A 15,365-nucleotide genomic window follows, 5' to 3' on the forward strand; every position below is an offset into this window, starting at 1 on the left:
GCCACCCCCTCACTCCACCCCCGGAACCCCCGTACTGCCGCGCAGCACCACCTCGCCTTCGATCCGCAGCACCCGCGACCGCCCGCCACCCGCCGGTTCCCGCAGCGCCAGCGCGATCGCGCCCTCGCCCATCGCCGTCAACGGCAACCGCACCGTGGTGAGCGGCGGCGACAACTCCCGTACCAGCGGGATGTCGTCGAACCCCGCAAGCGACACGTCCTCCGGCACCCGCAGGCCCTCCTCGCGCAGCGCGGCCAGCGCGCCGACCGCCATCACATCCGTCACGGCGAAGACGCACGTCGCCCGGGGCGGCCCGGCCGCAAGCAGCCGACGCGCGGCGAGGTGGCCGCCCTCCCTGGTGAACGCGCCCTCCATGACCCGGTCGATGACCGCGCCCGTTCCGGCGAGCCCTTCCCGGAACCCGGCCAGCCGGTCGGAGACCGTGGTCAGCGACGGCGGCCCGGTGAGCACGGCGAACCTCCGGTGGCCGAGCGCGGCGAGCGACCGGGCGAGGGCAGCGGCCCCCGCCCGGTTCTCCGGCTGCACGGTGTCCACCCGCAGACTGCGGTGCCGGCTGACGACCGCGACACGCCCGCCGAGGCGTACGTACGGCTCCAGTTCGCTGTTCATGGCCCGCTCCCACGCCCGGTCCTGGAATCCGGAACCGATCAGCAGGATGGCCCTGGCGCGCTGCGCCCGCAGCATGGAGACGTACGCGATCTCCCGGGCCGGCTCGCGGAAGGTGGAGGCCAGCATCACCAGCAGATCCTGTTCGGCCGCCGCCCGCATGACGCCGCTCGCGATGGCGGCGAAGTAGGGGTCACTGACGTCGTGACAGATGACGCCCACCGTACGGTTGCTGGAGGCGCTGGCCAGTATCTGGGCGTGCGCGTTGGGGATGTACCCGAGCCGGTCGGCCGCCGCCCGTACCCGCTCGCGGAGGTCCTCGCGCACCCGTGCGGTGCCGTTCAGGGCGCGTGAGGCGGTGGCGGGGGAGACGTCGGCCTCACGGGCCACGGCGTCGAGCGTCACATGTGCCGGGTGGACCGGTGTTTCCCGTTCACTCAACTCGACCCCCAGGGGTGCGGTGGTGGCAGGGCCCCGAAACTTCGGGACGACCTATTGACCGTGCGTGCAGACAGTCATTAGCGTGGCGACACCTTATCAGAAAGCGCTTTCTGAAAGCGCCTTCTCCGCACGACAGCATCACGGCACCGCAGCATCGCACAGCTCTCGACAACAGCCACCGATGTCCAGGGAGTTCACAGTGAGCCAGAGCGCGTTGGCCAAAAATCCCGCAGAAGTGGCGGGAGTTGCCCGAAGGGACGGGCCATCGGCCGGTGAACGGCTCGCCCGCGCGGCCGAACAGAGCTGGCGCCCCGTCGCGCTGCTGATCGCCTGCTTCGTCATCTGGTGGGCGATCGCGGCGGCGGAGCTGGTCGAGCCCTATCTCGTACCCTCTCCCGGCGCGACCTTCGACGTGCTCACCGGCAAGTCCGCCTATCTGTGGCAGCACAGCTGGGTGACCACGTACGAGACACTGCTCGGCTTCGTCATCGCCGTCGCCGTCGGCGTCCTGGCGGCGGTCGTCATGGTGTACTCGTCCACGGTCGAGCGCACGCTCTACCCGATCCTGCTCTTCGCCCAGGTCGTCCCGAAGATCGCGATCGCCCCGCTGTTCGTCGTCTGGCTCGGCTTCGGGATCGCGCCGAAGATCCTGATCGCCGTCCTCATCGCCTTCTTCCCGGTCGTGATCTCGATGGTCACCGGCCTCAAGGCGGTCGACCCCGAGATGCTCCAGCTGTCGGCCACGATGGGCGCCAAGCCCTGGCAGACCTTCCTCAAGATCCGCTTCCCGGCCTCGCTGCCGCATCTCTTCTCCGGGCTCAAGGTTGCCGTCACGCTTGCGGTGACCGGGGCCGTCGTCGGAGAGTTCGTCGGCGCGAACGAGGGCCTCGGCTATGTGATCCTCCAGGCCAACGGAAACCTCGACACCCCGATGCTCTTCGCGGGGCTGCTCGTGATGTCACTGATCGGCGTCGTCCTCTTCGTCCTCGTCGAGATCGCCGAGAAGCTCCTGCTCCCGTGGCACGCCAGCCGCAGGGACGCGTCTGCCACGACCACGTTCTGACCTCATCGCGAGAAGGGCCAGCCCATGCATGCGCGCAGACTCCTCATCGGTGCCGTACCCCTCGTCCTCATGGCCACCGCCTGCGGCGGCAACGAGGCGTCGACCACCACCAGTGATTCGGGCAAGAAGCTGGACAAGGTCACACTGACCCTCAACTGGTATCCGTACGGCGAACACGCGCCGTTCTACTACGGCAAGCAGCAGAAGATCTTCGAGAAGCACGGCATCGACCTGACGATCCAGGCGGGCCAGGGCTCGCAGAAGACCGTGCAGGCGACCGCCGCCGGGCAGACCGACTTCGGCTGGGCCGACACCCCCGCGCTGCTCGCCGGGGTCGACCAGGGCGTCAAGGTCAAGAGCCTCGGCGTCTTCCTCCAGACCACCCCGGCCTCGGTCCAGTCCTTCGAGGCCCAGGGCATCGCGTCGCCCGCCGACCTGAAGGGCAAGACGATCGCGGGGACGGCCGGGGACGCGCTCTCCAAGACGTTCCCGATCTTCCTGAAGAAGAACGACATCAGCGAATCGGACGTCAAGGTCCAGAACACCGACCCGGCGGGCAAGATCGCCGCGGTCATCTCGGGGAAGACCGACGGTCTGCTCGGCTATGCCAGCGACCAGGGGCCCACGATGCAGGACAAGGCGAAGAAGCCGGTCTCCTATCTGCGCTTCTCCGAGCACGGACTGAACTTCTACTCCAACGGTCTGCTGGCCGGACAGCGGCTCCTCACCTCCAAGTCCGACCTGGCAGGCCGCATGGTGAAGGCCGTGAGCGAGTCGTGGGCCGCGGCCGAGAAGGCCCCCGATCCGGCGGTCGCCGCGATGGACGGGGCCTCGGAGCAACTGCCCCCGGAGACGGTCCTGGCCGAACAGTTCAAGACGACGCTCACCCTCCTGCACACCCCCTCGACGCAGGGCAAGGCACCCGGCGTGAACAACGAGGCGGACTGGCAGCAGACCATCGACGTCTTCGCCGAGGCCGGCCTGGTCCGCACGCCCAAGGCCGTGGCGGACTACTGGGACGAGAAGACGGCGCTGAAGGGATGACGATGCCCAAGGAAGACGCGACACTCACCACGGCGAAGGCGCAGAAACCTCCACCGGCCGCGGCTGCCGTGTCCCTGTCCGACGTCGCGGTCCGCTTCCGCAGCAAGAAGCGTGACGTCACCGCCCTGCGGGACGTCTCGCTCGATGTGCGGCCGGGCGAGTTCATCGCCATCGTCGGTCCCTCGGGCTGCGGCAAGTCGACGCTCCTCAAGCTCGTCGCGGGCCTCCTGAAGCCGTCATCGGGCGAGGTCCGCCTCGGCGCCGAACGGGTCGACGGGCCGCGGCACGACATCGGTTACGTGTTCCAGCGCGCCGCACTCCTGGAGTGGCGTTCCGCGCGGCGCAACATCCTGCTCCAGGCCGAGATCCGGAAGATGCCCACGGCGCAGGCGCGCGGGCGTGCCGACGAACTGATCCGGATGACCGGCCTCAGCGGTTTCGAGGACGCGTATCCGCACGAGCTGTCCGGCGGCATGCAGCAACGAGTGGCCCTGTGCCGGGCGTTGCTGCACGAGCCGCCGGTCCTGCTGATGGACGAGCCGTTCGGCGCGCTCGACGCCCTCACCCGCGAACAGATGAACATGGAGCTCAACCGGATCTGGCGGGAGACGGGCACCACGGTGCTCCTCGTCACCCACTCGATCTCGGAGGCGGTCTATCTGGCCGACCGGGTGGTGGTGATGAGCCCGCGTCCGGGCACGATCACCGAGCTCATCGAGGTCGGCCTGCCGCCTGAGCGGGAGTACGCCGAGACACTCGGCAGGCCGGAGTTCCGCGACGCGGCGGCCCACATCCGGGGCCTGCTGGGAGCGGTTTCGGCGCACGACTGACGAGAATGCGGGAATGCGGGGATGTGCGGCCGGTCGCCGCGCATCCCCGCTTTCGTGTGTCCGCCCTGCTGTTCCCGGCCGGCACAGCCCGGCCCCGGGCGGGTCGACCACCCCGCCCGGGGCCGGACCGATGCGCGCGGCGCCGCTCAGTACCGCAGGCGCGACAGATACGTATAGCTGGCGAGCGCCGAGGCGAACGGATCAGCCGGCGCGTCGTGCTCCACCAGCCACTGCTTCACCCCGCCCTGCCGCGCCGTGTCGAACATGGCCGGGAAGTCCAGCACCCCGGACCCGACATCGGCGAAACTGCCGTCGGGTGCCATGTCCTTCACATGCAGGGCCGGGAACCTGCCCGGATGGCGTACGAAGAGCTCACCCGGCGCCGAGGCCCCGCCGTTGGCCGCCCAGTACAAGTCCAGTTCGAAGCCGACCAGTTCGGGATCGGTCTCGTTGAGCAGGATGTCGTACAGGTTCACACCGTCCACGACCTGATGGTCGCCGCCGTGGTTGTGGTAGAGCAGCTTGAGCCCGGATTCGCGTGCGATGAGCCCCACCCGGTTGAACTCCCGTGCCACTTGCCGGTATCCGGCCGGTGAGTGCAGCGACCCCGGCAGGCTGGGTACGACGATCCACTTCCCGCCGAGGGTGTGGACGTCCTCCATGGCCTGGGGCAGCCCGGCCCCCGTCACGGTGCCGTACCCGACGTGTTCGAGCACCGCCTTCAGCCGGGTCTCATCGAGCATCCGCCGGATGTCCGCCGCGCTGTGACCGTGCCGACCGCTCACCCCGACCGTCGCGTAACCGATCTCGGCGAGGCGCGCCAGCGTGCCCTTGAAGTCCGCGGCGAGCTTCGTACGCATCGTGTACAGGTGCATCCCGATGCCGGACGGCGGGACCGGCCGGTACGGTCCGGCCTCCGAGGCGGAGGCCACTCCCGTACCGAGCCCGACGGCCGCTGCGGCCCCCAGGACCCCTCCGAGGAACGCTCTGCGCGTGCCGTTGATGTCTGTCCTCATGTCTGTCCCCTCTCAACTCACGTCGATGCGAACGGATCCGGTGCTCGTGTCGCCCTTGTCGTCGGTCACCGTCAGATGCGCGGTGTACGCCCCCGGACGGCCGTAGACATGCGTGGCCGTCGCTCCCTCGGGCGCGGTCGGCTTGACGTTGTCCCCGAAGTCCCAGTGGTACGAGGCGATCGTGCGACCCGCCACGGGCTCGACCGAACTGCTCAGCGCGACCGTCAGGGGTGACGTCCCGGCCGCCGGGGCAGCGGTGACCTCTACCTGGGTGCCCGGCATCTTCTGGACTCCCGGGCCGTTGAAGTGCAGCCAGTCGACGGCGAACAGGTCGGCCTTCTCACTGCTCCACTCCGGGTTGGTGAACACCGCGTACAGCTTCACGCTGCTCCCGGGGTCCACCAGGTCCGTCGTCGGGGAGACGACCTTGCCCCAGTCACCCGTGTTCGGAACGGTCACCTGCCCGAGGAGCGGGCCCGTCGGCGATCCGGACCGGAATTCGACGCTCCCGCCGATCCCGCCCGATGCCGCGCCGACCGTCACGGAGTCGACGCCCTTCAGATGCACCGGATCGAAGCTGATCCAGTCACCGTCCTCTATCTCCGTCAGCCGTTTGCCGCCCGAGGCGTCGGCCCTCGAACCGATCACGGCACCGTCGTGCGTACCGCCGGTCTTCGTGAAGTGCTCCGCCTCCCGGAACGAGGTGCGCAGCGTCAGCGAGGTGGAGCCGGTGAGGGCGGGGGCGCCCGGAGCGCCCTTGTCCGTGTACTGCGCCGTGATCCCGTAGTAGAGATTCTGTCCGGGCCCGTGGCTGTCCCCGGCGTCCGTGGCGATCTCGCCCGTGCAGCCGCTGTAGTTGTCCAGCGGATGCAGATGGGTGTCATGGCCGAGCTGCGACTGCACGACGACGCGCGAGCAGTCGATCGGGCCGCTCTTCCCGTCCTCCTTGTCCTGAACCTTTACGGTGAAGGGAATCGTGTCGCCGAAGCTGAACATCCCGCCGTTCGGGGGCTGTTTGATCGTCACGACGGGACGGGTGTTGCCGACGGTGATGTCCTGCACGGCCAGTCCCGTCAGGTCGCCGGGCCCGGTGACCGTCAGGCGCGCCGTGAACACCCCCTTGGTGGCGTACGTGTGGGAGGGGTTCGCCTCGGTCGAGTCCGTGGTTCCGTTGCCGTCGAAGTCCCAGGCGTAGGTGACCTGCTGACCGCCAGGGAGCCCCGAACCCGCGCTGGAGAAGGCGACGGTGAGGGGCGCGGGACCGTTGTCACGGTCCACCGTGATCTTCGCGTCGGGCAGCCGGCCGTCACCGACGTAGTCGATGCGGTAGATACCCGATCCCTCGTTGCTGCCACCACGTCCGGTACCGCTGCCGAGACCGAAGTCGATGACGTAGAGGGCGCCGTCGGGGCCGAAGTCGGCATCGAACGGCTGGTTCCACTTCATGTCCTCGAAGATGCCGTTGATCGACTGCACGTCTCCCGCGGCGGCCGGCGCGAACCGGGGATCGGTGAACGTCTGGTCCTTCTGCTGGATCGAGAACGTCTTGAACCAGCGCCGGGTCAGCTCGTAGTTCAGCCACTTCCCCTCGAAGTACTCCGGGAACTTGGTGCGATACGTGTTCGCCGGGTCGTAGTCGTAGACGGGACCGCTCATCGGACCGCCGCCCCCGGTGCCCAGCTCCGGGAACTGGGCGGACGCGGAGTAGGCGTACCAGACCGTGGCCGGCTGGGCGGGCGGCAGTTCCCGCAGCCCGGTGTTGTTCGGGGACTCGTTGACGAGCGCCCCGCAGTCGAACTTCGGACCCGACGTCTTCGTGCCGAAGTCGTAGTCGTTGAACGGGGTGTTGTTGCCGATGCAGTACGGCCAGCCGAAGTTCCCCGCCTTGGTGATACGGGTGTACTCGACCGTGCCCTCTGGACCCCGGTTCGCGACCGCCGAGCGTGCGTCCGGGCCGTAGTCCGCGACCATGAGCGCGCCACTGGCCGGGTCCGTGGTGATCCGGAACGGATTGCGCATCCCCATGGCGTAGATCTCGGGCTTGGTCCTGTCCGTGCCCGGCGCGAAGAGATTGCCCTCCGGCACCGTGTACGTGCCGTCGTCCTGCGGGGTGATCCGCAGGACCTTGCCCCGCAGATCGTTCGTATTGCCGGAGGTGCCCTGGGCGTCCCAGGCGCGGCGCCCTTCGCCCTCGTCGATCGGCGAGAAGCCGTCCGAGGCGAACGGGTCGGTGTTGTCCCCCGTCGCCGCGTACAGATTCCCGTCCTTGTCGAAGGCCAGCGATCCGGCCATATGGGAGTTGGCCCGGCCCTCGCCCCGGAAGGTCGGAACCGTCAGCAGCCGCTTCTCGGATGCGGGATCGACCGTATTTCCGGTGACGGTGAAGCGCGACAGATTCAGCCGCTTCTCCGTCTTGTCCGAATGCAGCAGATAGAGCCAGTGATTCTCCGCGAATCCCGGGTCCAGGGTGAGACCGAGCAGCCCGTCGGACTGGCTGGTCATCTCCGGCGTGTACGCGAGGTCCAGCGCCGTGGTCACCTTCATCGTCTGCTGGTCGATGACCTTCAGTTTCCCGGTGCGCTGGGCGAAGAACACGCGGCGGTCGGGGGCGACGGCCAGCTCGAACGGGTCGGCGAGATCGCTGGTGACCAGCGGGGTCCGCTGGAAGGATCCGGTGCGCGTCGCGGTGCAGTCGCCCGGCTTCGCGCCCGCGGCCCACTCGATGCCGCCCAGCAGATGCTTGACGAAGCCCTCCTCCTGGAAGGCCGAGGACGCGTGCCCGCCCGCGGTGAACCAGGACCGGCCGCCGTCGTAGTTCTGGCACCAGGACCACGGATGGTCGACACCCTCGTCGAGACCGGTGACACCGTCGCGCACCTTGATCTGCGCGAGCGTATGCACCTTGGAGGTGGGGTTGGTGCGCCAGTTGTACCACTCCTCCGTGCGCTCCCAGAGCTCCGGAAGGCCCTTGGTGGAGGGGTGGGCCTGGTCGAGGACCTTGACCCGGCCGGTCTGGATCGCCGGGTGCTGGTCGAAGATCGCGCCGACCAGACCCTCGTACCAGCCCCAGTCGCGCTCACTCGCGGACGCGGCGTGCAGACCGACCCAGCCGCCACCCGCGCGGATGAACCGCTGCAGGGCGGCGCGCTCATCGGCGGTCAGCAAGTCGCCCTTTTCGGGCGTGGAGTTGGTGTTGTTGAAGACGATGGCCTGGAAGCGCGAGAGGTCCGCGTCGTTGAACACGGCCGAATCAGCGGTCGCTTCCACCTCGAAGCCGTTCTCGGCACCGAGTTTCTTGATCGCTTCGATCCCGGCGGGAATCGAGTCGTGGGTGAAGTTGGTGACCTCGGAATAGACGAGGACGCGAAAAGGCGCTGCCTGGGCCGTCGGCGGGGAGACCACCAGAAGGCCGAGGATCAGCGCCAGTAAGGCGGTGAGGGCGAAGGCGGGGGAGGGGAATCTTCGCGCCTGACCGGTACGGGATTGACGACTATTCATGGGCGCTCCCAGTGCGGTAGATGCCGGCTGCGGGATTAAGAAAGCGCTTTCTGAAGTACGCCGTTCAGGGTAGGTTCCAGCCTTCGGCGGGGTCAATGGGTCGGCAGCGACCTCTGTGACCGAGGCATGCCGGCAGGACGGCCCAGAGGCACGCCCCGGGTCGGTCGTCGTGGGCGCCCGGTGGTCCCGCCGATTGTCAGTGCCGGACGTTACGGTCGGACCCGACCCGCCTCGCGTCCGCCGGGGCCACCGGATCGGAGACCGTGGATGACGACCACCGCCGATGACGTCCGCACCATCGCCCTGTCCCTGCCCGACACCGCCGAGAAGCTGGCGTGGGGTCAGCCCACGTTCCGGGTGGCCGGGAAGATCTTCGCCGGGCTCGGGGACGACGACACCACGATGGGGGTGAAGTGCCCCGTCGAGGACCGTGCGGAGCTGATCGCCTCCGAGCCGGAGAAGTTCTTCACCCGCGCGGGCCACGACGACAATTACGCCTGGCTGCGGGTGCGCCTGTCCGCCCTTGAGGACGCCGAGGAGCTGACGGCGATCCTCACCGACTCCTGGCGCCAGGCGGCCCCACGCAAACTGCTGGACGCGCACCCGGAGTTGAGACCCTAGAAGGGCGCTTGGGCCGGGGTGGGTTCACCGCCGTACGAAACCGCTGATCCGCTCCCGCAGCCCCCGCGCGTCCAGCCCGTGCGCCGCGAGGTGCTCGTCCATCTGTCCGTACCGGCGGAGCTCGGCCCGGCCCACACCGAGGCCGAGCACGCGGTGGGGGAGCGCGGACAGTGCGTCATTGGCCGCCGCCGTGGATGTGCCCGCCAGGTAGGGCTCGACGATCACCACGTCCGCGCCCTCCGTGGCCCCCACGGCCCCGCGCAGCCCGGCCGAGTCGAAAGGGCGCACGGTGGTCGCGTACAGCACCGTCACGTCCAGGCCCTCGGTGGCCGCGAGGACGTTGTCGAGCATGGGACCGACCGCGATCACGACTCCGCCGCGCCCCTCGCGCACCGTCGCGAAGCCGCCCCCGTCCACCGGCCGGCCGGCCCGGTTCGACTGGAGGGAGAGCCGCACGTACACCCGGTCGTCCCCGCCGGCCGCGAGCCGCAGCAGCGCCTCGGCCTCGTCCGGGTGGCCCGGCACGTGCACCGTCCAGCCGTCGAGCGTGTCGAGGAGCGCGACATCACCCGGCGACATATGGGTGAAGCCCCCGGCCGGCCAGTCGTACGAAGCCCCGGCGCTCACCAGGACCCCTCCCACCCCCTGGTGCCCGAGGTCCAGTTTCACCTGCTCGAACGGCCGCTCCACCAGAAAGCTCGCGAAGGTGTGCATGATCGGCCGCATCCCGGTCAGCGCCATCCCGGCGCCCGCCCCGATCAGCAGCTGCTCCCGGATGCCCACGTTGATCACCCGGTCCGGGTGGGCACGCTCCGCCCGGTCGAAGCCGTCCCGGCTGATCTCGGCCAGCACCAGCGCCAGCCGGGGGCCCTCGTCGAGGAGCCGGGACGTGGTGGCGATGAAACGGTCACGCATGGTGTCCATGAGAACTCTTTCTCCGTCGTCTTCTCCGTCGTGCGGTGTCTGTGCTGCGCGCTACTTGGGGGCGACTGTGGCGACCACGGCCCGGGGCCGTCCGGGGTGCGGCGCGGTGAAGGCGGCGTACAGCGCCTCGTGGTCCCGCCCGTCCACGGTCGCGGCGGACCACCCGGCGCTCTCGAACCTGGAGGCGATGCCGCCGGGCCAGCCGTGGGTGGCCGATGCGTTGTCGATCACGAGGGTGTGCAGCTGCTCAAGCCCCGCCGGACCGGCGTAGGCGATCGCTTCGTGGTTGCTGCCCTCGTCCAGCTCGGCGTCCCCGATCAGCACCCACACGCGCGGATCCGTCAGCCCCTGAGCCCGCAGCCCCAGCACGCTCCCCACGGCCAGCGGCAGCCCGTGCCCCAGGGACCCGCTGCCGATCTCGGCACCGGGCACCAGCAGCCGGTCCGGATGGTGTCCGAGGGGTGAGTCGTACGAGCCGAAGCCCGGCAGCAGCGCGTCGTCGAAGAACCCGTGCGCGGCCAGAACGGCGTAGTACGCCATGGGTCCGTGCCCCTTCGAGAGCAGGAACCTGTCCCGGCAGTGGTCGTCGGCGGTGCCGGGTGTGACGCGCAGTACCCGGTCGTAGAGCACCCAGAGGGCGTCCAGTGTGGAGGTCGCGGCGGGCCCGTGCTTCTCGTCACCCGTCATCAGGCTCATCAGCCGGTTCAGGTCGCGGTAGTCCGGCGCCGGCGCGGCGGTTGTGTTCGTCATGCGGATCAGCGTCCAACGTCAAGTTCGGTTGAGGTCAAGACCCGAAAGACGTTCGTGACCACTGGTTCAAGTGCGGTATTGTTCTCATGCGCGTTCGGCCCAGGGGAAACCCCAGGTCAGGCGGGCATCGGGACGTGGCGCAGCTTGGTAGCGCACTTGACTGGGGGTCAAGGGGTCGCAGGTTCAAATCCTGTCGTCCCGACTCGACAGAGTCGCAGATCAGAGGCCGTATCGGAGTGAATCCGATGCGGCCTTTCGGTCGTTTTCGGGGACCAGTTGGGGGCCAAGGCGGCTGTGTGGTGCCGCGCCGCCGCAGCCGGCCGCACGCAAGCCGGAGTGCTCGTGAAGACCCTCCCCGTAAATGTGGAGGAGGTCTGGGGACTCCGTGACTCTTCCGTCGGTGAATTGCGCGCGGACTCGGGTCGAAGGGCCTGCCGCATCCCTCCGACTCGCCAGTAACCAACGACTGACCAGCGAAAACGCGGATGTGTCGGACGTGGCGCAGCGCCCGTTCCGTGTTCGCTCGGCCGGGGTATGGTCGGCCGCGTTCGCCTGACCGGGTGAATGTGGAGGGGGCGACGCAAGCTCTTTCGGGCCCCGCGCGGCGACCAGGCCCAGGACGAGACCGACCGCAGATGTTCGAGGCGAGGCAGACCGATGGAAGTTCCGGCCACCGCTTCGGCCGACGGCGACCGAGCCGATGGGGGTGCGGGCAGCGGAGGCTGGTTCGCGCGAAGCCCGGGCAAGGTGACGCCGGCACCCGCACCCCTGAACGGCCACGACCTCACGTCCCGCTCCGTACCGCCGCCGCAGGACCACCCGCGGCCGCCCGCCGAAGGTGCGGACACTTCCGACACAGAGCTGCTGCGCCGGACGATGGCCGAGATCGAGCCCATCGCCGACACGGTCACCTCGTACTTCTACGCTCTGCTCTTCGTGCGCCACCCCGCCCTGCGGGCGCTCTTCCCCGTGGCGATGGACACCCAGCGGGACCGGCTTTTCACAGCGCTGCTCACCGCCGCCACCCACGCGGACGACCCCGGCACCCTGACCACCTACCTGACCCACCTCGGCCGAGGCCACCGCAAGTACGGCACCCGACCCGAGCACTATCCGGCCGTCGGCGAGGCCCTGATCGGCGCCCTCGCCCGTTACGCGCCGTCGAACTGGGGGCCCAGGACCGAAGCCGCGTGGGTCAGTGCCTACACGACCATCTCCCAGATCATGATCGACGCGGCGAGCGCGGACGAGATGCGCGCGCCCGCCTGGTGGCAGGCGGAGGTGGTCGCCCATGACATGCGTACGAAGGACATCGCGATCGTCACGGTCCGGCCCGACCAGCCGTACCCCTTCCTCGCCGGGCAGTACACCGCCCTGGAGACGCCCTGGTGGCCGCGGGAGTGGCGGCACTACTCCTTCGCCTCGGCCCCGCGCTCCGACGGCCTGCTCTCCTTCCACGTCAAGGCCGTGCCGGCGGGCTGGGTCTCCAACGCCCTCGTCCACCGCGCCCGTCCTGGGGATGTTCTCCGACTGGGTCCCCCCACCGGCTCCATGACGGTCGACCACACCACCGACAGCGGGCTGCTCTGCCTCGGTGGCGGCACCGGTATCGCGCCCATCAAGGCCCTGGTGGAGGACGTGGTGCAGCACGGCCGGTACCGCTCCGTCGACGTGCTCTACGGCGCACGCCGCAATGACGACCTGTACGACTTCGACGCCATGCTGAGGCTGCAGCAGTCGCACTCGTGGCTCTCGGTCCGGCCGGTGGTCGACGACGATCCCGTCGGTCTGTCCGGCGGACTCCCCGAGGCGGTACGCGAGTACGGCTCGTGGCACACCCACGACGTGTACCTGTCCGGTCCGCCCGGCATGATCCGACGCGGCGTCGACACCCTGTTGGACATGGGTGTCCCCTCCCGTCGCATACGGCACGACTCCATCGAGGGACTGGTCGGGGCAGCGAAGTGAGCACTTTCGAGCAGGCGGGGCAGCGGCAGACACACACGACGCCCCTGCGTACCACCCGCCCGGGCAGTGACGGCGAACACGGCGTTCAGCGGCGCATGGGCACCACGGAGCGCGCCGACCGCTTCTACGCCGAGCAGGTTCTTGAGCGACTCAACCCGCGTATGCGGGAGTTCGTGGCTCAGCAGGAGATGTTCTTCCTCGCCACCGCCGACCGGCACGGCGAGTGTGACAACACCTTCCGTGCCGGCCCGCCCGGCTTTCTCCACGTCCTGGACGACACGACGCTCGCCTACCCCGAGTACCGGGGCAACGGCGTCCACGCCAGCCTGGGCAACATCGAGGAGAACCCGCACGTCGGCGTCCTCATGCTGGACTTCCTCCGTGACCGCATCGGACTGCACGTCAACGGCCGGGCCAGGATCGTGGCCGACGAGGACATGCGCCGTGCCGACGCCACGCTCGCGGTCGACCCGGTGCCCGGCCGGCGGGCCCAGGTATGGGTGGTGATCACCGTCGAGGAGGCGTACATCCACTGCGCCAAACACATCCCGCACCTGCAGAGGGTCCCCGCGCGCGGCTCCGGCCGCACCTGGGGAACGGACGACGTGAAACGCAAGGGCGGCGACTTCTTCGGAGCGGCGTCCGACGCACCGGAGCGGGGCCTGTTCCTGCCGCCGCCCCGCGCGGACCCGGCGAGTTGGCGGGCCGAGGCGGAGCGGGTCCTGGCCAGGGCGGTGCGGCGCGACCCCGGGAAGGTCACTGGCGCGCGACCCGTGACCGAATCCGAGGCCGGGACGCAGAGCTTCAGCGGCTGGTTCAGCAGGAGCACCCCTGCCTGACCGCATGCCACCGCCGTGGGCGCCGTTCCGCCGACCGTCGGTTCGCGTACTCGGTGCGCCCGGTGGTGCGGGTGACAGACAGCTATCCATGACGGCCTTCGCGACCAGCTGGTTCGGGCGCCCGCGGGCCCGGGGTGGCGTCACCGGCCATCCCCGGGCGACGGACGGTGGTTGACGGACCCATGTATCCGGGGGAATCGGTGCCATAGCGTCCCGAGGCGTCCTTGCACACGACCTCGGAGGCAGGCCGATGCGTCTCTCCCTCAGTTCCGCACCACGATTCCGTCGGCGGGGTGTTTCGGCAGTCCTCGCTCTGGCCGCTCTCGCGATCACCCCAGCGGCGGCCACGGCCGCCCCCGGGAACCCCGGCGGTCACTGCGCGCACCTGGCACATGTGCGCGTTCCGGGCGCCGAACACCAGCAGGCAGCCTGCCTGGACGAGCTGACCACGGCGGGCACGGTCGCCTCCGGACACACCGACCCGGCCGACTGGGCCGGGCTGACCCCGAAGGATCTGGCCGTCCCCAGCGGGGTTCCCGGCGGCCAGATAGACGGCTACTTCCCCGACACCTCCACCACCAACACCAACCACGGCTGGCGGCACGACGCCCAGTTCGTGATCCGCCTGCCCGACCGGTGGAACGGCGGGCTGGTGGTCGCGGGCACCCCCGGCAACCGTGAGCAGTACGCCAACGACCGGGCCATCGCCGACTGGGTGCTCGCCCGCGGCTACGCCTACGCCGCCACCGACAAGGGCAACACCGGCCTCGCCTTCCACCAGGACGGCAAGGCGCCGGGTGACGCCATCGCCGAGTGGAACGACCGGCTCACCCAGCTCACCCGGGCCGCCCGCGCCACGGTCGCCCAGCGCTACCACCGCCCGCCGTCCCGGACCTTGGTGACAGGCATGTCCAACGGCGGATACCTGGTGCGCTGGCAGCTGGAGAACCACCCCGAGCTCTACGACGGGGGCGTCGACTGGGAAGGCACTCTCTGGCGCTCCGACGGTCCCACCCTGCTGGACTTCCTGCCCGAGTCCCTGCGCCACTATCCCGTGTACGCCGCTGGAGGAGAGGGGGCGGAGCGGGCGAGGGGAGCCCTGCACGACGCGGGGTTCCCGGCCGGATCGGAGTTCCTCTGGCCGTACCACCACAAGGTCTACTGGGACCTGACCCAGCGCATCTATCGCGAGGAACTCGACCCCGGCTTCGACGGGGCGACCGAGGCCGGCACCCCGTACTGCCTCACGGGCACACCTGCCTGCGACGCCGACTACGACTACGCGGCCCGGCCACCGGAGGTCCGGCGCGCCGTGGAGAAGATCGCGCTGACCGGACGCATCGGCAAGCCCCTGATCACCCTGCACGGCACCCTTGACGTACTGCTGCCGATCGGCCGGGACTCCGATGTGTACGCCCGCATGGTGCGCGACGCGGGCCGCGGCCAACTGCACCGCTACTACCGCATCGAGGGCGGCACCCACGCCGACTCCCTGGTCGACGTGTTCCCGGACCGGCTGCGCCCGCTCACGCCGTGCCACCGCTCGGCGTTCACCGCGCTCGAGCGCTGGCTTGCCGAAGGCCACCGCCCACCCGCTTCCCGGACCATCGGCCTGCCCGCACAGGCGGACGCGGCGGCACTCCTGGACAACTGCTCCCTGGACGGGCGGGACGGTGCAGTTCAGGCCACTCGGGTGGCACCGATTGAATGATCAAAGTGGGGACGGGTTAGCATATGAGCGCCG

At 69.6% G+C, this 15,365-nt stretch carries 12 protein-coding genes and 1 tRNA gene; 8 read left to right on the plus strand and 5 right to left on the minus strand.

Translation table 11 applies throughout. The annotated features are described in order from the left end of the window. Positions 1-9 precede the first annotated feature (9 nt). Positions 10-1,032, minus strand: coding sequence for a LacI family DNA-binding transcriptional regulator (locus ACWGO0_RS26460; protein WP_453540127.1), 1,023 nt, complete (start codon positions 1,030-1,032; stop codon positions 10-12). A gap of 235 nt (positions 1,033-1,267) precedes the next feature. On the opposite strand from ACWGO0_RS26460, the gene ACWGO0_RS26465 reads away from it, so the two are divergent. Genes ACWGO0_RS26465 through ACWGO0_RS26475 form a run of 3 tightly spaced genes read left to right on the plus strand, consistent with a single transcriptional unit; the run spans position 1,268 to position 4,005 of the window. Then, the gene (locus tag ACWGO0_RS26465) at positions 1,268-2,131 is read left to right on the plus strand and encodes an ABC transporter permease (RefSeq protein WP_453539960.1); all 864 of its coding nucleotides are present in this window, start codon (positions 1,268-1,270) and stop codon (positions 2,129-2,131) included. Between the two features lie 24 nt (positions 2,132-2,155). Next, positions 2,156-3,175: an ABC transporter substrate-binding protein gene (locus ACWGO0_RS26470; RefSeq protein ID WP_453539963.1), complete on the plus strand. Its 1,020-nt coding sequence runs from the start codon at positions 2,156-2,158 to the stop codon at positions 3,173-3,175. 2 nt (positions 3,176-3,177) lie between these two features. Then, positions 3,178-4,005, plus strand: coding sequence for an ABC transporter ATP-binding protein (locus tag ACWGO0_RS26475; protein ID WP_453539966.1), 828 nt, complete (start codon positions 3,178-3,180; stop codon positions 4,003-4,005). Between the two features lie 146 nt (positions 4,006-4,151). On the opposite strand, the gene ACWGO0_RS26480 is transcribed toward ACWGO0_RS26475, so the two are convergent. After that, entirely contained in the window at positions 4,152-4,880 is a 729-nt protein-coding gene (locus tag ACWGO0_RS26480) for a sugar phosphate isomerase/epimerase family protein (RefSeq protein WP_453540130.1), read from the minus strand. Positions 4,881-5,033: 153 nt separating this feature from the next. Beyond that, complete coding sequence (locus tag ACWGO0_RS26485; protein WP_453539969.1) at positions 5,034-8,519, minus strand: ThuA domain-containing protein; 3,486 nt, start codon at positions 8,517-8,519, stop codon at positions 5,034-5,036. 267 nt (positions 8,520-8,786) lie between these two features. Here ACWGO0_RS26485 and ACWGO0_RS26490 point away from each other — a divergent pair, with 267 nt between their 5' ends. Beyond that, the gene (locus ACWGO0_RS26490) at positions 8,787-9,140 is read left to right on the plus strand and encodes an MmcQ/YjbR family DNA-binding protein (protein WP_453539972.1); all 354 of its coding nucleotides are present in this window, start codon (positions 8,787-8,789) and stop codon (positions 9,138-9,140) included. A 24-nt stretch (positions 9,141-9,164) separates the two neighbouring features. On the opposite strand, the gene ACWGO0_RS26495 is transcribed toward ACWGO0_RS26490, so the two are convergent. Next, a complete protein-coding gene (locus tag ACWGO0_RS26495; RefSeq protein WP_453539975.1) occupies positions 9,165-10,064 on the minus strand; it encodes a transketolase family protein in 900 nt (299 codons plus the stop codon). A gap of 51 nt (positions 10,065-10,115) precedes the next feature. Then, positions 10,116-10,814 carry a transketolase gene (locus ACWGO0_RS26500; RefSeq protein ID WP_453539978.1) on the minus strand — a complete coding sequence of 233 codons (699 nt, stop codon included), beginning with the start codon at positions 10,812-10,814 and terminating at the stop codon, positions 10,116-10,118. A gap of 128 nt (positions 10,815-10,942) precedes the next feature. Between ACWGO0_RS26500 and ACWGO0_RS26505 the strand changes: the two genes are divergently transcribed. The 4 genes from ACWGO0_RS26505 to ACWGO0_RS26520 all read left to right on the plus strand — a co-directional run bounded on the left by ACWGO0_RS26505 (position 10,943) and on the right by ACWGO0_RS26520 (position 15,332). After that, positions 10,943-11,016, plus strand: a tRNA-Pro gene (locus ACWGO0_RS26505). Between the two features lie 455 nt (positions 11,017-11,471). Continuing rightward, a complete protein-coding gene (locus ACWGO0_RS26510) occupies positions 11,472-12,782 on the plus strand; it encodes a globin domain-containing protein (RefSeq protein ID WP_453539981.1) in 1,311 nt (436 codons plus the stop codon). Between the two features lie 95 nt (positions 12,783-12,877). Next, complete coding sequence (locus tag ACWGO0_RS26515) at positions 12,878-13,621, plus strand: pyridoxamine 5'-phosphate oxidase family protein (RefSeq protein WP_453540133.1); 744 nt, start codon at positions 12,878-12,880, stop codon at positions 13,619-13,621. A gap of 250 nt (positions 13,622-13,871) precedes the next feature. Next, complete coding sequence (locus tag ACWGO0_RS26520) at positions 13,872-15,332, plus strand: tannase/feruloyl esterase family alpha/beta hydrolase (RefSeq protein WP_453539984.1); 1,461 nt, start codon at positions 13,872-13,874, stop codon at positions 15,330-15,332. Positions 15,333-15,365: the final 33 nt, after the last annotated feature.

The organism is Streptomyces sp. NPDC055749, assembly GCF_053617235.1.

Excerpts from the sequence above, each read along its gene's own strand:
- ACWGO0_RS26470 (WP_453539963.1), top strand. The coding sequence starts at position 2,156 with ATGCATGCGCGCAGACTCCTCATCGGTGCCGTACCCCTCGTCCTCATG.
- ACWGO0_RS26475 (WP_453539966.1), top strand. The coding sequence starts at position 3,178 with ATGCCCAAGGAAGACGCGACACTCACCACGGCGAAGGCGCAGAAACCT.
- ACWGO0_RS26480 (WP_453540130.1), bottom strand. The coding sequence starts at position 4,880 with ATGCACCTGTACACGATGCGTACGAAGCTCGCCGCGGACTTCAAGGGC.
- ACWGO0_RS26485 (WP_453539969.1), bottom strand. The coding sequence starts at position 8,519 with ATGAATAGTCGTCAATCCCGTACCGGTCAGGCGCGAAGATTCCCCTCC.
- ACWGO0_RS26490 (WP_453539972.1), top strand. The coding sequence starts at position 8,787 with ATGACGACCACCGCCGATGACGTCCGCACCATCGCCCTGTCCCTGCCC.
- ACWGO0_RS26495 (WP_453539975.1), bottom strand. The coding sequence starts at position 10,064 with ATGGACACCATGCGTGACCGTTTCATCGCCACCACGTCCCGGCTCCTC.
- ACWGO0_RS26500 (WP_453539978.1), bottom strand. The coding sequence starts at position 10,814 with ATGACGAACACAACCGCCGCGCCGGCGCCGGACTACCGCGACCTGAAC.
- ACWGO0_RS26510 (WP_453539981.1), top strand. The coding sequence starts at position 11,472 with ATGGAAGTTCCGGCCACCGCTTCGGCCGACGGCGACCGAGCCGATGGG.
- ACWGO0_RS26515 (WP_453540133.1), top strand. The coding sequence starts at position 12,878 with ATGGGCACCACGGAGCGCGCCGACCGCTTCTACGCCGAGCAGGTTCTT.
- ACWGO0_RS26520 (WP_453539984.1), top strand. The coding sequence starts at position 13,872 with ATGCGTCTCTCCCTCAGTTCCGCACCACGATTCCGTCGGCGGGGTGTT.